Source organism: Sorangium sp. So ce693 (genome assembly GCF_051521375.1).
In the GTDB taxonomy this organism is placed as follows: domain Bacteria; phylum Myxococcota_A; class Polyangia; order Polyangiales; family Polyangiaceae; genus Sorangium; species Sorangium atrum.
In genome coordinates this window covers 11,642,601-11,657,881 of the sequence record NZ_CP150347.1, presented here as the reverse complement: position 1 = coordinate 11,657,881, position 15,281 = coordinate 11,642,601, and the positions used below count along the sequence as shown (strand labels likewise).

Annotated in this window: 11 protein-coding genes; 7 read left to right on the top strand and 4 right to left on the bottom strand. The window is 70.8% G+C overall.

Going from position 1 to position 15,281, the window contains the following annotated elements; genetic code table 11:
* The first annotated feature begins 2 nt into the window (after nt 1-2).
* The 4 genes from WMF14_RS43540 (at nt 3) to WMF14_RS43525 (ending at nt 3,580) form a co-directional block, all read left to right on the top strand.
* A complete protein-coding gene (locus WMF14_RS43540; RefSeq protein WP_437796331.1) occupies nt 3-143 on the top strand; it encodes a hypothetical protein in 141 nt (46 codons plus the stop codon).
* A gap of 48 nt (nt 144-191) precedes the next feature.
* The gene (locus tag WMF14_RS43535) at nt 192-707 is read left to right on the top strand and encodes a protein kinase domain-containing protein (RefSeq protein WP_437796330.1); all 516 of its coding nucleotides are present in this window, start codon (nt 192-194) and stop codon (nt 705-707) included.
* A 242-nt stretch (nt 708-949) separates the two neighbouring features.
* On the top strand, nt 950-2,575 hold the full coding sequence (locus tag WMF14_RS43530; RefSeq protein ID WP_437796329.1) for a hypothetical protein: 1,626 nt from the start codon (nt 950-952) through the stop codon (nt 2,573-2,575).
* Nucleotides 2,576-2,581: 6 nt separating this feature from the next.
* The gene (locus tag WMF14_RS43525; RefSeq protein WP_437796328.1) at nt 2,582-3,580 is read left to right on the top strand and encodes an Rpn family recombination-promoting nuclease/putative transposase; all 999 of its coding nucleotides are present in this window, start codon (nt 2,582-2,584) and stop codon (nt 3,578-3,580) included.
* Between the two features lie 341 nt (nt 3,581-3,921).
* On the opposite strand, the gene WMF14_RS43520 is transcribed toward WMF14_RS43525, so the two are convergent.
* Nucleotides 3,922-4,881, bottom strand: a complete 960-nt coding sequence (locus tag WMF14_RS43520; protein ID WP_437796327.1) for an ATPase — start codon at nt 4,879-4,881, stop codon at nt 3,922-3,924.
* A gap of 659 nt (nt 4,882-5,540) precedes the next feature.
* Between WMF14_RS43520 and WMF14_RS43515 the strand changes: the two genes are divergently transcribed.
* Complete coding sequence (locus tag WMF14_RS43515) at nt 5,541-8,258, top strand: hypothetical protein (protein ID WP_437796326.1); 2,718 nt, start codon at nt 5,541-5,543, stop codon at nt 8,256-8,258.
* Between the two features lie 73 nt (nt 8,259-8,331).
* Here WMF14_RS43515 and WMF14_RS43510 read toward each other — a convergent pair whose 3' ends face one another.
* Nucleotides 8,332-10,062 carry a DUF11 domain-containing protein gene (locus WMF14_RS43510; protein ID WP_437796325.1) on the bottom strand — a complete coding sequence of 577 codons (1,731 nt, stop codon included), beginning with the start codon at nt 10,060-10,062 and terminating at the stop codon, nt 8,332-8,334.
* Nucleotides 10,059-11,891, bottom strand: a complete 1,833-nt coding sequence (locus tag WMF14_RS43505; protein WP_437796324.1) for an OmpA family protein — start codon at nt 11,889-11,891, stop codon at nt 10,059-10,061. The genes WMF14_RS43510 and WMF14_RS43505 overlap by 4 nt, the downstream gene beginning before the upstream one ends.
* A 742-nt stretch (nt 11,892-12,633) precedes the next feature.
* Between WMF14_RS43505 and WMF14_RS43500 the strand changes: the two genes are divergently transcribed.
* Entirely contained in the window at nt 12,634-13,182 is a 549-nt protein-coding gene (locus WMF14_RS43500) for an HD domain-containing protein (protein WP_437796323.1), read from the top strand.
* A gap of 438 nt (nt 13,183-13,620) precedes the next feature.
* Nucleotides 13,621-14,007, top strand: a complete 387-nt coding sequence (locus WMF14_RS43495) for an SPW repeat domain-containing protein (RefSeq protein ID WP_272102012.1) — start codon at nt 13,621-13,623, stop codon at nt 14,005-14,007.
* Between the two features lie 16 nt (nt 14,008-14,023).
* Here the strand turns inward: WMF14_RS43495 and WMF14_RS43490 are convergent, their stop codons facing one another.
* Complete coding sequence (locus WMF14_RS43490) at nt 14,024-15,226, bottom strand: exo-beta-N-acetylmuramidase NamZ family protein (protein ID WP_437796322.1); 1,203 nt, start codon at nt 15,224-15,226, stop codon at nt 14,024-14,026.
* Nucleotides 15,227-15,281 lie beyond the last annotated feature (55 nt).

Genomic DNA, 15,281 nt, shown 5'->3' with positions numbered 1-15,281 from the left:
CCGTGAAGATCGTCAAACCCGAGACGGAGCACGGGCTCGCTCAGCTCGGGATGAGCAGCATGGACGTCGCCCTCCGCGAGATCGAGGCCCTCGTGCGGGTGAGGAACCTGCGTCCACCGAGCGAGTTCGTCATCGGCCTTTAAGGCAGCGGCAGCGCGCTCGTTCAGCTCGAGAACGATTCGGCGCTCTCCTTGCCCTGGATCGCACTCGAGCACGTCGAGGGATCGAACGCTGGGACGACGCTGGCCGAGCGGATCGAGCTCGCCGGGGAGGGTGGCGTCGACCCGGTGCGGGTTCACCGGCTGGCGCGCGGGATGATCGAGGGTGTACGCGTGCTGCACCGACTCGGCGTCATCCACCGCGACCTGAAGCCCAACAACGTCTTCGTAGCTGGCCCCGTGGACGTCGAGACCCCGAAGATCGCCGACTGCGGCATCGCGCGGGTCGAGGGGCTGCGGCTCGCCACGGTGCAGGCGATGACGCCAGGTTACGGCGCGCCCGAGCAGAGCCTCTCGAGGAGGGCCATGAGCTTGGAGAGGCGGGAGATGTGGAGGGTCTGCACCGGGGAGGAGGATACGGCAGGTGAGGCGGGCGTGACCAGGGCTGAGCGGAGCGGGCGATCTGGGCCCGAGGCGAACCGCTCCGAGGCGACCCGAACCAGGTTGGGTTGGCAGCACTGGCGTGCGCGAAAGACGATTGAGAGATGAGATGGTTTGCCTCGCCGTAATTGCGCGACACCGTTCGATGTCATCTCATGAATCGCATCCAAAAATAGATTACTTTTTTCATGGTCAATCCATCTGTGGCTTGCTAGCGAATCGGCCGCGGAGACGGCGCGCCGCCGAGCCCGTGTTCGGCGGCGCAAGGCCGACGTTTGTCCTTCCGCGCCGCGGAGGCGCTTGCCCCATCACGACGGCCGGCTGCACACGTCGGCCAGGAGGATCGACCCATGGGCGTGCACGTGATTCTCGACATCGATCCGCGAGGCATCGACGAGGCCGAGTGGGCAGCCACTTACGAGGAGACGCTCGCGCTCGTTTCGGCGTGGCAGCCGCGCCTCCTGGGTTGGGGCTGGCGCGCGATCGAGGGTGTGCGTGTTCGCGTGCCGATGTACATGCGCTCGCTCGGCCGTGATGTCGACGACCCCAAGCGGGCGCGCTGGCATGTGGTCGGCGATCGCGACAGCCTGCAGACGGCCGAGGGCCAGGTGTTCTACCGCGATCTCGGCCGGTATGCGGCGCAACTGGGTGAATGCCCCGACGGCGATATCGTGGTCACCGCCGCCATGCCGGACAGGGGCGACACCAGCGGCCCCGTGCGCGTCTTCAGCGGCAGGACGCGGGGGTACCCGTACCATTTCGCCGTGCTCGCGGCGGCGATGCTCATTGAAGAGCGCTTTCCCCAGCACGCGATGGTGTGGGGCGAGATCGATCGCGGGCAGGTCGAGCAAGCCAGGCGGCTTTCGGCGCCCCTCCTCGGCCGCGAGCTGCCGCTGCCCGTGCGCGTCGATGCGCCGCGGCTGATCGAGCGCTTGCGTGCTCGCTACGCTGCCGGCGCGTTGTTCGGTGCGTTCAAGCGGGTGTTCCTCGGCGAGGCGGGCGAGCGGTACGAGGCCGTGCTGCGCGTGTTCCCGGGCGAGGACGCCGCGAAGGAATGGCAGCGTGCGCTGCGTGCGTTCGCCGAGTCCAGGTCGCAGGCCTCGTCCGATGCCGTCCGTCTGGTGATCGCCTGGCTCAACGCAGGGCGCGGCCTGCGTGAGGCGTGCCGGCTCGCGTGCCTCGCGCCGGAGGGCCCGCGCATCTCACCGGAGGAGTTCATCGGGATCCTCGCGTCGACGTGGGTCGCGGTGCCGCCTCCTGCGCACGGGCCGCTCAGCGCGTTGTGCAAGCCGCTGGAGACGCCGCACCCTACGGCATCGTGGTGCGGCGCCCTTTTCCTTGACGCGACGATGACGGGACGGCGCCTTCGGATCCATATCGAGCCGGCCGCGCTCAGCGCCGACCTCTCGGCGGTCTTCGGCGATCGAGGTCCTGCGCTCGCCGAGCAGCTGCGCGAGGAGAGCGCGAAGCTCGAGGCGCAGCTCCGCGAACTGGCGGACGACACGAACACGATCCTCGCGGAGATCGGCGGCGCTGCCAGCGACACGACGGAAGCGCTTGCGGCGCTCTGCTCCGCGGAGGCGATGGGCCCGCAGCAGCGAACCTGGGTGCGGGCGATGGCGTGGCGCGCGGCGAAGGCGCTCGCGCGCCTCCGTGATGGGGACCCCAAGATGGCGGGGATCCTCGACGACGCGGCGCAGGGGAAGCGCTTGCTCGCAGAGCTGCTGATCGAGCGGCAGTTCCTGCTCACCGAGGACGCGTGGGACGGGGTCCTCGCGGAGCGTGAGCCGGAGGTCGTCGCGTGGTGGATCGCGCTCGTCGGCCTGAGGGCCAGCGAGCTGGACGCGTCGGAGGTCTGCCGTGCGTTCCTCGAGAACGCGGAGCTCCGGGCTTACGCGATGGCCATCGGCCGTGACGAGGCGGCGATGCGCGAGATCGGCGAGCTCGCCGGCACGGAGAGCGCGGGCGGGGAGTGAGTCTCGATGACGCCGACCCCTCACGACGCCCTGTTCAAGTCCACGTTCAGCCAGCCGGAGCACGCGGCCGGGGCGCTGCGCGAGGCGCTGCCGGCGGCGCTTGCGGCCCAGATCGACTTCGGGTCGCTGACGCTGCAACCTGGCAGCTTCATCGACGAAGCGCTCGTGGCGAGCCACAGCGACCTGCTCTTCACCGCGAGGCTGGAGCAAGGGTCGCGGTTCATCTACGTGCTCTTCGAGCACCAGAGCACGATGCACCCGCTGATGGCGTCCCGGCTGCTCGCGTACATGGTGCGGATCTGGCAGGGCTACCTGGAGCGTCACCCCAAGGCGACGCTCCTCCCGGGGATCCTGCCGGTGGTGCTGTATCACGGCGCGATTGCCTGGAACGCGCCGGTTTCGTTCCAGGATCTGCTGGATGTGCCGCCGGAAACGCTGGCGCAGATGGCCGAGCATGTGCCGCAGTTCTGTTTCGTGCTGGACGACATCAGCCACGAGACGGACGAGGCGCTGCGAGCGCGGGCGATGACGGCGCTGGGGCGGGTGGTGCTGTGGTGCTTCCGGCATTCGAGCGACTTCGACGAGCTGGTGAAGCTCCTGCCGGCGTGGCGCGACGTACTCGAGGAGGTGCGTCGGGCGCCCAGCGGAGGGGCTGCGCTCGCGCGCTTGTGGCATTATATGTTCAGCATCGCCGACCTGCGCGACCCCGAGAAAGTGCTGAAGGCGCTGCTCGCGGCAGCGGGACCGGAGGCCAAGGAGGAGATCGTGACCATCGCAGATTACCTTCGCGAAGAGGGGCGCCGGGAGGGCCGGCTGGCGGGCGAGCGAGAGGGCCGGCTCGAAGGGCAGCGGAGCACGTTGCTGAAGCAGCTCCGGCTGCGCTTCGGCGAGCTGCCGGAGCCGATCGAGGCGCGCATCGGCGCCGCGGATGCCGCGCAGATCGAAGGCTGGACCGAGCGCGTGATCACCGCGCCTACGCTCGACGACGCGCTGACCGAGCGCTGATGCGGTGCCCCCGCTCGACGACACGTTGGCCGAGCGCTGACGCGGCTCCCTCGTGCATGTTGGCTCCAGTGTCGCGTGTCGCCGGGACACCGCGGGGACGTTGGCGCTCGAATCGATGCGCGCGCCGTTGGTGGGCCGATGCTGATTGCACCAAGAGACGGCGTCTCCTGCATTGCCGGACGATCGATCAGAGCTACCGACGCTGGGCGGAGACTCGGGCGCCGCAGGTCCTCACGGCGCCCGAGGTGAGTCAGCTGCCGGGAGCTCTCCGGGACCGGCGCTGGTCGGTCGGACGTCGGGCGGGCTCGGGGTCGTCCCTCAGGGATCCGTGAACCCCGAGCTCAGGGCGATTCCCCGTCATCGCCCGCCTCGTCGTCACCCGACTCGCCCTCCTCCGACTCGCCGTCTTCCGGCTCGGCCTCCTCCGACTCGCCGCCATCCTCCCCCTCCTCTTCTCCTCCGCCGTAGGCGCCGCGGGAGGCTGGGAACGGCGCATAGTCCTTCATCTTGTCGGTGCCCGCATACCAGTACTCCGCGGCGGCGCGCAGCCTCCGCTCGGCGTTCACGACGAGGGTATACACGGCGTCGCGGAGCTTGCGCGAGCGCACCGCCTCGAGAGAGAGCGTCTTGTCGGCGAGCATGCGCGCGAGCAGCGGCGAGAGCTCGCGGAGGCGGTCCGCCGCGGCGGCCTCGCCGCGAGGCGCCTTTTGAACGGCCTCCGCGTGCTCGGAGCAGAGCAAGAGGAGATCGGATGTGTCCTGGACCAGATCGGGGTCACCGCTGCCCGCCCGGATCGCCATGAGCCGCTTTTGCCCTTCGGGGCTCTTCTTGAAGCGGAGATCGAAGAAGCGGAGGAGCGATTGCTTGATCTGGACGGCCTCGGCGGCCGGCTTCGCGAAGGCCGCGGCGGCCCGCTCCTGGCGCTGCTGCGCCGCTTGCCAGCGCGATTGCACGACGCGCAGGAGCTCGATCTTCTCACGAAGCCCGCTGATTTCCTCGTTCGTGAGCGGGGGCTCGCCCTCGGCGAACGGGGTGCGTACGAGATCCGCCGCGTCGCGCTCGGCGGCGAGCTGAATGCGGCTCGACCAGATGATGCGTCGAGCCAGCTTGCCTGGGAAGGGCGAGGCGTTATCGCCGAGCGACTCGGCCTCTCGGAGCAGCTCGGCCTCGCGCTCGGCGCTCAGCGTGAACTCGGGCGCGCCGCCCGACGAGCGGTGCGCGCCTCCGGCGGCGCTCGAAGCGCGGGTGTTCTTGGCGTTTTTGGTCCTGGAGGAAGCAGCGGTGGGTGCGTTCGGTGCCATGGCGACGCGATGTCTCCTTGTCGAGGTCAGCGCCCCTCGAGCGGAGGGGCGGTCGCTCAATGGGGAAATCGGCGCCCCGGAGGATTCGGGTCACAGGAGAGCACGATACCGACGCTTTCGTCGCAAGGTCGCAAGGAGACAGAGGCGCCGCGCAAGCGGACGCCGAGGCTGCGCAGCAGCGGCGGCGACGGCCATGCGCGGGCGTCGAGTCATAGTAACGCAGGCCACCAACTGGGCGCGCAGGAGGATGCCGGGGCTGCATAGGAGCCACATGATCGTGAGATAGGACACAAAAATGGGCGCGCAGGAGGGCCTCAGGGGCCGCGCAGGAGGCGTGCGATCGTACGGTAGGACACAAAAATGAGTGCGCAGGAGGGTCGCGGGGGCCGCGCAGGAGTGCGCCGAGGCCGCGCAGGAGGGCTGCCGGGACCGCGCAGCAGGACCGCCGGGGTTGTGCAGGAGGGCGCCGAGGCCGCGTAGGAGGGTCGCGGGGGCTGCGCAGGAGGGTCGCGGGGGCCGCGCAGGAGGGTCGCGGGGGCCGCGCGCTCCGCGGGACGTGGCCCGGCACGGCAGGTAGAACCGCCGGCTGGCCGCCGCCGTGCAATTCGCCGGAGCGAAGCGGCGCAGTGAGGCTGACACCGCAGTGGTAGCCTCGCGCGATGCGGCGTCCGCTGGGTGCGACCATCTGGTTCTTTTTCTTTTGCAGCCTGCTGGTGCTGCTCCTCGCCTGCTCCGGATCTGCACCGCCGCAGCCGGTAGAGCCGTCCGCGGCCGGAACGGCGCAGCGTCCGCCACCACCGATGCCGCCAGATCCATGCCAGTCAGCCGGGGAGCTGCGCAAGCTCGTGCCCACGCTGCTCGGCAAGGGCCGGCTGGATCGGACGGTACGTGTCATCGGAAAGGCGAACCGGCTGTGCCCTGCGGCGGCCGCGGCGACGTGGGCAGCGGAGGTCGAGACGCTGGCGGAGCTGGGACGTTACGCCGAGGCGCGGCGGGTGGCGCAGGAGATCGAGGCGGCGAGGTCGGCGCCGGAGGACGCCAGGAAGGCGGCGACGGCGGCGATGGAGAAGAGCGCGCGGCTGGACAGGAGCTTTGCGGATACGGACGAGGCCAACGCGGCGATGCGCCGGCTGTATGGGGAGGCCGACCGGCTGTACGCGAAGGGCGATGAGGCGTCGCTGCGAGGCGCGATGGAGAAGTTCGTCGCCGCGTGGGAGGCGTGGCGACCCAACGGGCAGGCGCTGGTTGCCGCGGGGGAGTGCGCGAAGAGGGTAGGGGATTGGCCCATGGCGCAGCGGCTGTTCGATCGGGCGATGGTGGACCTGGAGAAGGCGACGGGGGAGGCGCTTTCGCTGGAAGTGCCCGATGGATTCTCGGGACCTGTCGCCTCGGTTGCCTGGTCGCCCGATGGGACGCGTCTGGCCGTTGCTCACGGAGGTGAGATTTCGATCGTCGATACCACGACTCGGAGGGAGCGAGCTCGCCTGCGGGCGCACTCCATGCTGGTGAATGCGGTGGCGTTTTCTCCGGACGGCAAGCAGCTCGCCTCGGGGGCCAGGAGCGGGGTCGTGCAGCTGTGGGAAGGGAGCACGGGAGCGCTGCTCAAGACCCTGGAGGGGCACACCGGCGGGGTGACAGCGGTGGCGTTCTCGCCGGACGGCAAGCGGCTCGCCTCGGCGTCTGACGATGGGACCGTGCGGCTGTGGGAAGGGAGCACGGGAGCGCTGCTCAAGACCCTGCAGGGGCGTGGGGTGACAGCGGTGGCGTTCTCGCCGGACGGCAAGCGGCTCGCGTCGGGGTCCAGCAGCGGGGTCGTGCAGCTGTGGGAAGGGAGCAGTGGAGCGCTGCTCAAGACGCTGGAGGGGCACACCGGTGGGGTGATAGCGGTGGCGTTCTCGCCGGACGGCAAGCGGCTCGCCTCCGGGGCTACGGACAATACCGTGCGGCTGCGGGAAGCGAGCACGGGCGCGCTGCTCGCCACGTTGAGCGGGCACCCCCGCCGGCTGCTCACGGTGGCGTTTTCGCCGGACGGCAAGCGGCTCGCCTCGGGGGCCACGGACAATACCGTGCGGCTGTGGGAAGCGAGCACGGGCGCGCTGCTCAAGACGCTGGAGGGGCACACCGATGGGGTGACAGCGGTGGCGTTCTCGCCGGACGGCAAGCGGCTCGCCTCGGGGTCCGGGGACAAGAGCGTGCGGCTGTGGGAAGGGAGCACGGGAGTTCTGCTCACCACCCTGAGGGGACACACAAGCCCTGTGACGGCGATGATGCTTTCGCCGGATGGCAAGCGGCTCGTCTCGGGATCTCATGATGGGACGGTGCGGCTGTGGGAAGGGAGCACGGGCGCGCTGCTCAAGATGCTGAAGGGGCACACAGATGGAGTGACGGCGGTGACGTTGTCGCCGGATGGCAAGCGGCTCACATCGGGAGCCTTGGACAATACCGTGCGGCTGTGGGACGTGAGCACGGGCGCTCTTCTCAAGGACCTGAAGGGGCACACCAGCCTGGTGAGCACGGTGGCGCTGTCGCCGGATGGCGCGCGGCTCGCCGCGGGGTCCTGGGATGCGACCGTGCAGCTGCGGGAAGCGAGCACGGGCGCGCTGCTCAAGACGCTGGAGGGGCACGCCGGCGGGGTGACAGCGGTGGCGTTCTCGCCGGACGGCAAGCGGCTCGCCGCGGGGTCCTGGGATGCGACCGTGCAGCTGCGGGAAGCGAGCACGGGCGCGCTGCTCAAGACGCTGGAGGGGCACGCCGACGGGGTGACAGCGGTGGCGTTTTCGCCGGACGGCAAGCGGCTCGCCTCGGGAGATCTGGACGCTACCGTGCGGCTGTGGGAAGCGAGCACGGGCGCGCTGCTCAAGACGCTGGAGGGGCACGACCGCGGGGTGACAGCGGTGGCGTTCTCTCCCGACGGCAAGCGGCTCGCCTCGGGAGATCTGGACGCTACCGTGCGGCTGTGGGAAGCGAGCACGGGCGCGCTGCTCGAGATTCTGGAGGGGCACACAAGCCGGGTGACGGCACTGGCGTTCACGCCGGATGGCAACGTGCTCGTGTCCGCTGCAGAAGACGGATCGGCGATGCTCCATCGCGTCGCGGGCGGGAGTCGACTCGCCACGCTCCGCGCCATCGAGGACAAGGACGCCGGCTACGTCTTCACCCGCGAGCACATCGACTTCACGGGGGCCGATCTGTGCGCCGCCCGCGTCTACCCGATCTGCCGCTTCGGTCCGCTGGCCTTCCCCATCGACGTGTGCGAGGAGCGCGTCTACGTCAAGGACCTGCTCGCGAAGGTCCAGGCCGGAGACACCTCCTCTGCCGAGCCGGAGTACGTCGCCGACCCGAGCCCGTGCGCGGCCGCTTCCGTCGCGTCGGAGTGACACACACGGCCGTGCGCCACGCGACGACCCCCTCGCCGCGCGCTACGCCCGCGACGACCCCCTCGCCGCGCGGCTATGCCCTCCGCCGCCGGCAGAGCAGACCCGCCAGCGCGAGCCCGGCGAGCCAGCCGGCGCTCCCATCCCGGCCTCGCGGGCTCGCCGCGCAGGGACCGAGCATGCCGCTGCCGGCCGCATAGAAAGCCTCCGGCACCACGGCCACCTCGGTCGGCGGCGCGCCCGGGGCATCGCCGTTGCCGTCCGTCGGATCGTCGCTGACCGGCGCGCCGAACGCGCCCGCCGCGGAGATCTTCGCCTGGTTCTTGATGAGGTCCGGCGCGTCCGCGTCGACCGTCACCTCGAAGCGCACGGTGACGCTGCCGTCGACAGGGATGCTCCCGCCTCGCGCGCTGTCCGCCCCATCCCCGAGCCAGAACGTGATGGTCCGCGTCGCGGGATCGTACTGCCCGAGGTCGTCGCCAGGCGCGTCCGTCTGGGGACCGGCGTTCGGCCCGTCGACGATCGACAGCGAGCCAGGGACGAACGTCACGCCAGCAGGCAGCGCGTCCGTCAGCACCGCGCCCACCGCCTCGTCATTGCCCGTGTTCGTCGCCGTGATGCGGTACTCGATGGCGTCTCCCCGGTAGGTCGGCAGCCCGCCGAGATCCGTGGCCACCTTGCTCGATTTGCTGAAATCAGGCCCGTAGTTGGAGATCGACGTCACCCACCCCGCGAGGAAATAGAGCTCGTCTTTGCTCGTGGCGACGAGCGTGGCCCGATCGTCCCCCGGCTTGAGCTTCGCGCTGACATCGACGATGTCGATGTCGACCCCCGACATGCTCTGAGGCGTGCCCGGGATCCTCGGGAGATCGCCCTCCATCGACACCGCCTTTCCGAGCGCCGAACGGGTGCTGTTGAAGAAGTTGTCCGCGGGGTTCAGCTCGTCGCTCAGCGCCTCGGCCAGATCGGGCTTCCCCGGGTTCTTGGGGTTGAAGAACACGCTGTCGCCGGTGTTCGAGTTGTCGCCCTCGAACGCGACGATGCCCAGCTTCGCCACGAAGCCGGCGTCGGGCACCTTGAAGCCCGAGAGCTCGACCTGCTGCCATCCCACGTCGGAGACCCGGTCGAGCCCGTCGAACAGCGCGAGGTTGCGCATCGGCGATCTCGGCGCCTCGTAAAACACCACCATCCACCACGCGACGAAGACCACGTCGTCGTCGCTGTCCCTCACGTCGACGACGTCCACGCCGCCTACCCGGTAGGCCCCGGCGCCGCTCTCCTTCACGATCGAGGTGATGTCGGCGACGGACTGGTAGTTGTGCGACTCGTTGGGCTTCCCCTGGTTGATCACCGTCTCGACCGAGTCGATGGCGGTCACCGCGCCGTCGTAGCCGCCCTCGTGGTGGAGCTCCACGTCCGGATCGGCGCCGGCGGTGTTGCGCGCGGCCCAGTACAGGAACGCGTGGGTCACCGTCGCCCCCTCGGGCAGCGTCAGCACAGCGGTCGTGCGCGCCATCTCCGGGGTGATATCGAGGCTCGCCTCCGCCCTGCCGTCAGCAGGCGAGTCGGACCGCCAGAAGAGATCGGGCCCCGACTCGACGGTCGACTGGCCGCATGCGCCCACCGTGCCCTCCGTGGGCCTCGGCGTCGCGGAGCGGCACTCCTGCCCGAGCGAGCTCCCGATGAGGGCGAAGTCGCCCTGCTGATCGACCTGTACGCGCAGCTTGGGCTCGGCCGTCGCGCTGGCGGTCGTGAGCCCGATCAGCGTGAGGGACGCGAGCCCCGTGATGCTCAACTGCCTTCTCATCGATCCTCTCCGGTCTCGGCCTGCGGCTTGTACGCGGCCTGCTTGATGATGTTGAACTGGACTCGTCGGTTCCGCTGCCTCCCGGCCTCCGTCGCGTTGTCGTCGATGGGCTGGTCCCGGCCGTAGCCCTGGGCCGTCAGTCTCGTCGAGTCGATGCCGCGGCGGACCAGCGCCGCCATGACGGAGTTGGCGCGGTTCTGCGACAGGACCCTGTTGTGCTCCACGGTGCCCCGGTTGTCGGTGTGACCCTGGATCTCGATGAGCTCGATCTCCGGGTGCTCCTTCAGCACCTCGGCGACCTCGTCGAGCAGCGGATCGCTCACCGGCTTGATGGTGGCCTTGTTCGTGTCGAACTGCACTTGCTGGAGGATCACGACGTGCTTCTCGGTCACCCGCACCGCCTTCGGGCAGCCGTTCTTCTCGGGGTCCGGATCCGCGAAGCCCTTCTCCCTCGGGCAGGCGTCCTTGTCGTCGCGGAACGTGTCGCCGTCGGTGTCGCGCGGGCAGCCGTTCTTCTCCGGGTTCTTCGAGCGGAACCCCTTGATGTCGGGGCACGCGTCCTCGGCGTCGGCCACGCCGTCGTCGTCCTGGTCCGGCGGGCAGCCGTTCTTCTTCGGGTCGTCGCTGCGCACGCCGGCGACGGCGGGGCAGGCGTCCTCGGCGTCGACGATGCCGTCGGCGTCGCGGTCCGGCGGCGGCGGGCAGCCGTTCTTCTTCGGATCGTCGCTGCGCACGCCGGCGACGGCGGGGCAGGCGTCCTCGGCGTCGACGATGCCGTCGGCGTCGCGGTCCGGCGGCGGCGGGCAGCCGTTCTTCTTCGGGTCGCCGCTGCGCACGCCCGGCACGCTCGGGCACGCGTCTTCGGGGTCGCCGATGCCGTCCCTGTCCTGGTCCGTCGGCTGCTCCGGCGTGAAGGCGGCCATCGCGACGGCGCGCACGTCCGGCGTCCCGATCCCCGAGGTGATCCCCGGACCGACGCCGATGCCCGCCTCCATGAAGGGCAGGAATCGATACCTCGCGTCGAGGAGGAGCTCCGCGTTGGTCGAGCGGCTGCTGAGGTCCTCCAGCACCATCGCGGCGCTGAGCTCCGGCCCCACCTGGAGCCGGCCGTCCGCGGCGAGGAACCCGACGCCGCCGCCCAGCGTGAGCATCGTCCCCTGCGCCACGCCGCCGAACGACTGGGAGCGCCGGACCTCCGTGCCCAGCGCGGTCGACCAGACGAGCCGCTCCATGCGGCCGCCTACAGCGACATACGGCATCGCCCGGACGCTCCCGTCGCTCACGAACGAGTCGTCCGCGCCGGTCGGCAACCAGAGGTACGCGCCGACGGCGAGCTGGAACGGGTCATGGTACGTACCATGGAGCTGCACGCGCGCGCCGAGCCGCACGTCGCCGAGCGCCGCGCCGCTCGGCGACGGGAACTGCTGGCCGCCGCCGCTCGGGCTCTCCCCCGACTGCACCGCGGTGAGCGGCGCATCGAGGTCGAAGCTCACCTTGTTCCAGAGCGGGAGCGACGCGCCCAGGCGGAACGTGAGCTGATCGCTGACGACCGCGCCGATCTCCGCGCCGTCGCGCTCGCGCCGCAGGACCAGCGGGTTGCTCGCGTAATCGGCGAGCAGCATCACATGCGGCGTGAGGTGCCCTGCCGCGAACGGCGACGGCACGCTGAACATGCGGTCCCCGGCCGGCGCCGGCACGAAGCGGCTCAGGGCCATGCCTCCGGGGTTGACCGGCGCGTCCTGCGCGCGCGCGGGCGCAGGGAGGAGGAGGAGGGCGACGACGAGAGCGGCCAGCGCGGCGGCAAGCGAACGGAGAGCCCAAAGTCTCATGAGGTGGCACCCTGCATCGGCGGGTTTCGCATGACGATATAAGACGCTGTCGCGGACGAGTATACAGGTCGGCAAGTGCGGAGTCTTGAGCAACGAGCGACGTCGCCGGCATGTTCGTAGGACTTGCGCGCACCTCACCGGACCATTCCCCGACCATTCCGCGCCACCCCCGGCGCATTCCCCGATCCGCTGAACGAACGAGAGGCTATCGCGCGCGGGCGGCGCGCGCGCCATCGCAGCGACGCCGCGGCGAGCGGGCGGTGCCGCTGCAGCGCGGCCGCGATCGCCGCGGGCCTCTGCCCGCGTGGCACAACAAGACAGGAAATCAGGCCAGTCGACCTCGGCGAAGAGCGGTTATCCCGCGCTGCCCGCCGGACGACTGGAGGAAGAGAGGGACCGTCGAGTCGACGAGAGGGCCGGGAGAGCCCCTCTCGTCGCGGCGGCCCCGGCGCGAGGCGGGCGCCTGGACCGGCAGCCCGGGGTCGTCCGCGGCGCGGCGGCGCGTCGCACACCTCGCCCGGCGCATCCCTCGTGGCGCCTGCCCGCCGCACGCCGAGCGCGCTCGGCGCACGCCGCACACCGAGCTCCTGGTGCGCTGGGCGCGCGAACCGCCGCGGCCTTCGAGGGCGCGCTTCGAACGGCGCAGGGTCGGATCGGGACGGAGGACCTGCCGGACGGGACAGGGGGCGCTCGGGCGCCTGCGCTCCGGACGCCGAGCGGCTATGGTTGGCGGGACATCGCGATGGGCACCCTCCTCAAGCGTGCGCTCGACCAGGCGGCGGTCTGGCATCGAGCCCAGAAGCGCAAGTATCCGAACGCCGACGTCCCCTACATCAGCCACCTCGCCGGCGTGGCGGTCCTGCTCGCGCGCCACGGCTTCGACGACGAGGTCGTCGCGGCCGGCGCGCTGCACGACGCCATGGAGGACCAGGGCGTCACGTTCGACGAGCTGAGCCAGCGCTTCGGCGATCGCGTCGCCACGCTCGTCCGCCACGTGACCGAGCAGGACAGGGCGCTGCCCTGGGAAGACCGCAAGCGCCTCTATCTCGAGGCGTTCCCGAGGAAGCCCTGGGAGGCGCAGGCGATCACGCTGGCCGACAAGATAGACAACTTCCAGTCGATCATCGTCTGCGCGCGCGAGCACGGCGATCCGTGGTCGATGTTCAAGCGCGGTCGCGACATGCAGATCGCGAGGTTCGAAGAGCTGCGCGCGATGTGCCGCGGCCTGCCGCCGCACCCGCTGCTCGACGAGTACGGGGCCGTGCTCGACGAGCTCCTGTCGACGGGCTGAGCGCCGGATCTGCGGGGGCTCGACGACGCGCTCCGGAGCCTCGGCGTCGGCGGCGAGCGGAGCTCCGCCCGCGGGAGATCCCGAGGACCGAGGCCTCGGAGACACGGTGTGTCTCGAACGTGAACGAGGCGAGGGCGGAGCGCGCTGGATTCCGGAGTGGCCCTCTCGGGGATGCGCGATCGGCGAGAGCCAGCGTGAAGGGACCAGAGCTCCCGTGAGCCACGCTGCCCCGCTCCGTGCCGGATCGGGCTCACTCGGGCCCTCCGCTCCCTTCCTGTGAGCACGACGAGCACCCCTCCTGCCCGTCCGGGGCGCGCGACAACCACGCTGATCCCGGGCGGCGCTGCGTTCCGGAGCGGCCGGGGCGCGCGCATCGACAGGCGCTCACCGGCACATGCGATGCACCGGCGCGAGGGGAGCTCCTCCAAGGAGGCACCGATGAAGCTCCTTTCTCCTCGCCACCATGGATACGTCGATTACGCGGTCGTCGTCGTGCTCGCGCTCGCGCCGCTCGCGCTCCGCCTCGATCCGGTGCCCACGGCGGTCTGCTACGTCGCCGCCGTGGCGCACCTCGTCGTGACGCTGCTGTCCGATCAGCCGCTCGGCGCCGCCAGGAAGATCCCGTTTTCGGTGCACGGCGCGCTGGAGACATCCCTCGCCGCCGCTCTCCTCGCGTCGCCCTGGCTGTTCGGGTTCTCCGCCGAGCTCCCGGCGCGGACCTTCTTCGTGGTCACCGGGCTCGCGCTGGTGCTCGTCGCCCTCGGCACGAGGTACGCGACAGGCGCCGCCTCCCGGCAGCAGCCCTACGACCGCTACGATCGCTGAGCCGCGCGGGCGGCGCTCAGCAGGCGGAGACGGCCGCCTGCGCCTCCCGCATCACCTCGGGCCAGGTCGGATCCGCGCGCGACACCTCCACGGCGATCGCCAGCGGATCCTCGCCGGCCGCGATGGCGAGGCGCGCGGCAGCGGAGCCGGTGAGCAGATCGAAGGCCGGGATCGTGTCGACGTACTCGTACCGCTCGGTGCGGAAGCGGAACTGCTCGGGCTGCTGCCTGAAGGCGAACGCGATGAGCGCGACGTACGTCGCGACCGGGCGGAAGGCGCGCGGATCGGTGACGTGGATCTGGACGCCGCCGCAGATCTTGCCCGCGTGCTTCTGGAAGGTGGGCCGGAAGGTGAGCGGCCGCGCGACGAAGCCCGGCAGCGCGGTGGACGCGAGGCGCGCGGCGAGATCGCGGCCGTCGAGCCAGGGGGCGCCCACGATCTCGAACGGGCGCGTCGTGCCGCGGCCCTCCGACAGGTTCGTCCCCTCCAGCAGGCAGCCGCCCGGGTAGACGAGCGCGGTGTCCGCCGTCGGCATGTTGGGCGACGGGAGGACGAACGGGCGATCCCACCCGGACGCGAGCGCCTCCCGGCGATGACCCTCGACCGCCACGACCTGGAGCCCGCAGGCGACGTCGCCGAGCGGGATGCCCTCGCGCCGCGCGAAGAGCGCGACCAGCTCGCCCACCGTGAGCGAGTGGCGGACGGGCACCGGCTCCAGGCCCACGAACGACAGGAACCCCGGCGCCTGCGTCGCGCCCTCGACGCTCTCCGCCGCGCCCCCGAGGGGGTTCGGGCGATCGAGCAGCACGACGTGCACGCCCGCCGCGTGAGCCGCCCGCAGCGCGAGGAGCGCCGTCCAGACGAACGTGTAGTACCGCGCGCCGACGTCGGCGAGATCGATGAGCAGCACGTCGATCTTCGCGAGATCCGCCGCGGAAGGCGAGAGATCCTCGAAGCTTTCGCCGTACAGGCTGACGATGCCCGCGCCGGAGCGCGCGTCGACGCTGCTCATCACCGTCGCCATGTCCTGCGCCTCGCCGCCGTAGCCGTGCTCGGGGCCGAAGAAGAGGCGCGGGCGCAGGCCGAGGCGCTCGAGGACGAAGGCGATATGGGTCAGCTCGCGATCGACGCTCGCCGGGTGCGCAAGGACCCCCAGGCGAGTCGAGCGGAGGCGCTGGAGCTGCGGAAGATCCGGGAGGCGGTCCAGTCCGACGTGCACATCGCTGTGCTACCAAGGCGAGCGCGGGCCGTCCATGCGTCCGCGTTGGATTCTG

What these genes read in the sequence shown, in the direction of transcription:
- WMF14_RS43510 (WP_437796325.1), bottom strand. Translation starts at nt 10,062, where the DNA reads ATGAGAAGGCAGTTGAGCATCACGGGGCTCGCGTCCCTCACGCTGATC.
- WMF14_RS43515 (WP_437796326.1), top strand. Translation starts at nt 5,541, where the DNA reads ATGCGGCGTCCGCTGGGTGCGACCATCTGGTTCTTTTTCTTTTGCAGC.
- WMF14_RS43495 (WP_272102012.1), top strand. Translation starts at nt 13,621, where the DNA reads ATGAAGCTCCTTTCTCCTCGCCACCATGGATACGTCGATTACGCGGTC.
- WMF14_RS43500 (WP_437796323.1), top strand. Translation starts at nt 12,634, where the DNA reads ATGGGCACCCTCCTCAAGCGTGCGCTCGACCAGGCGGCGGTCTGGCAT.
- WMF14_RS43505 (WP_437796324.1), bottom strand. Translation starts at nt 11,891, where the DNA reads ATGAGACTTTGGGCTCTCCGTTCGCTTGCCGCCGCGCTGGCCGCTCTC.
- WMF14_RS43520 (WP_437796327.1), bottom strand. Translation starts at nt 4,881, where the DNA reads ATGGCACCGAACGCACCCACCGCTGCTTCCTCCAGGACCAAAAACGCC.
- WMF14_RS43525 (WP_437796328.1), top strand. Translation starts at nt 2,582, where the DNA reads ATGACGCCGACCCCTCACGACGCCCTGTTCAAGTCCACGTTCAGCCAG.
- WMF14_RS43530 (WP_437796329.1), top strand. Translation starts at nt 950, where the DNA reads ATGGGCGTGCACGTGATTCTCGACATCGATCCGCGAGGCATCGACGAG.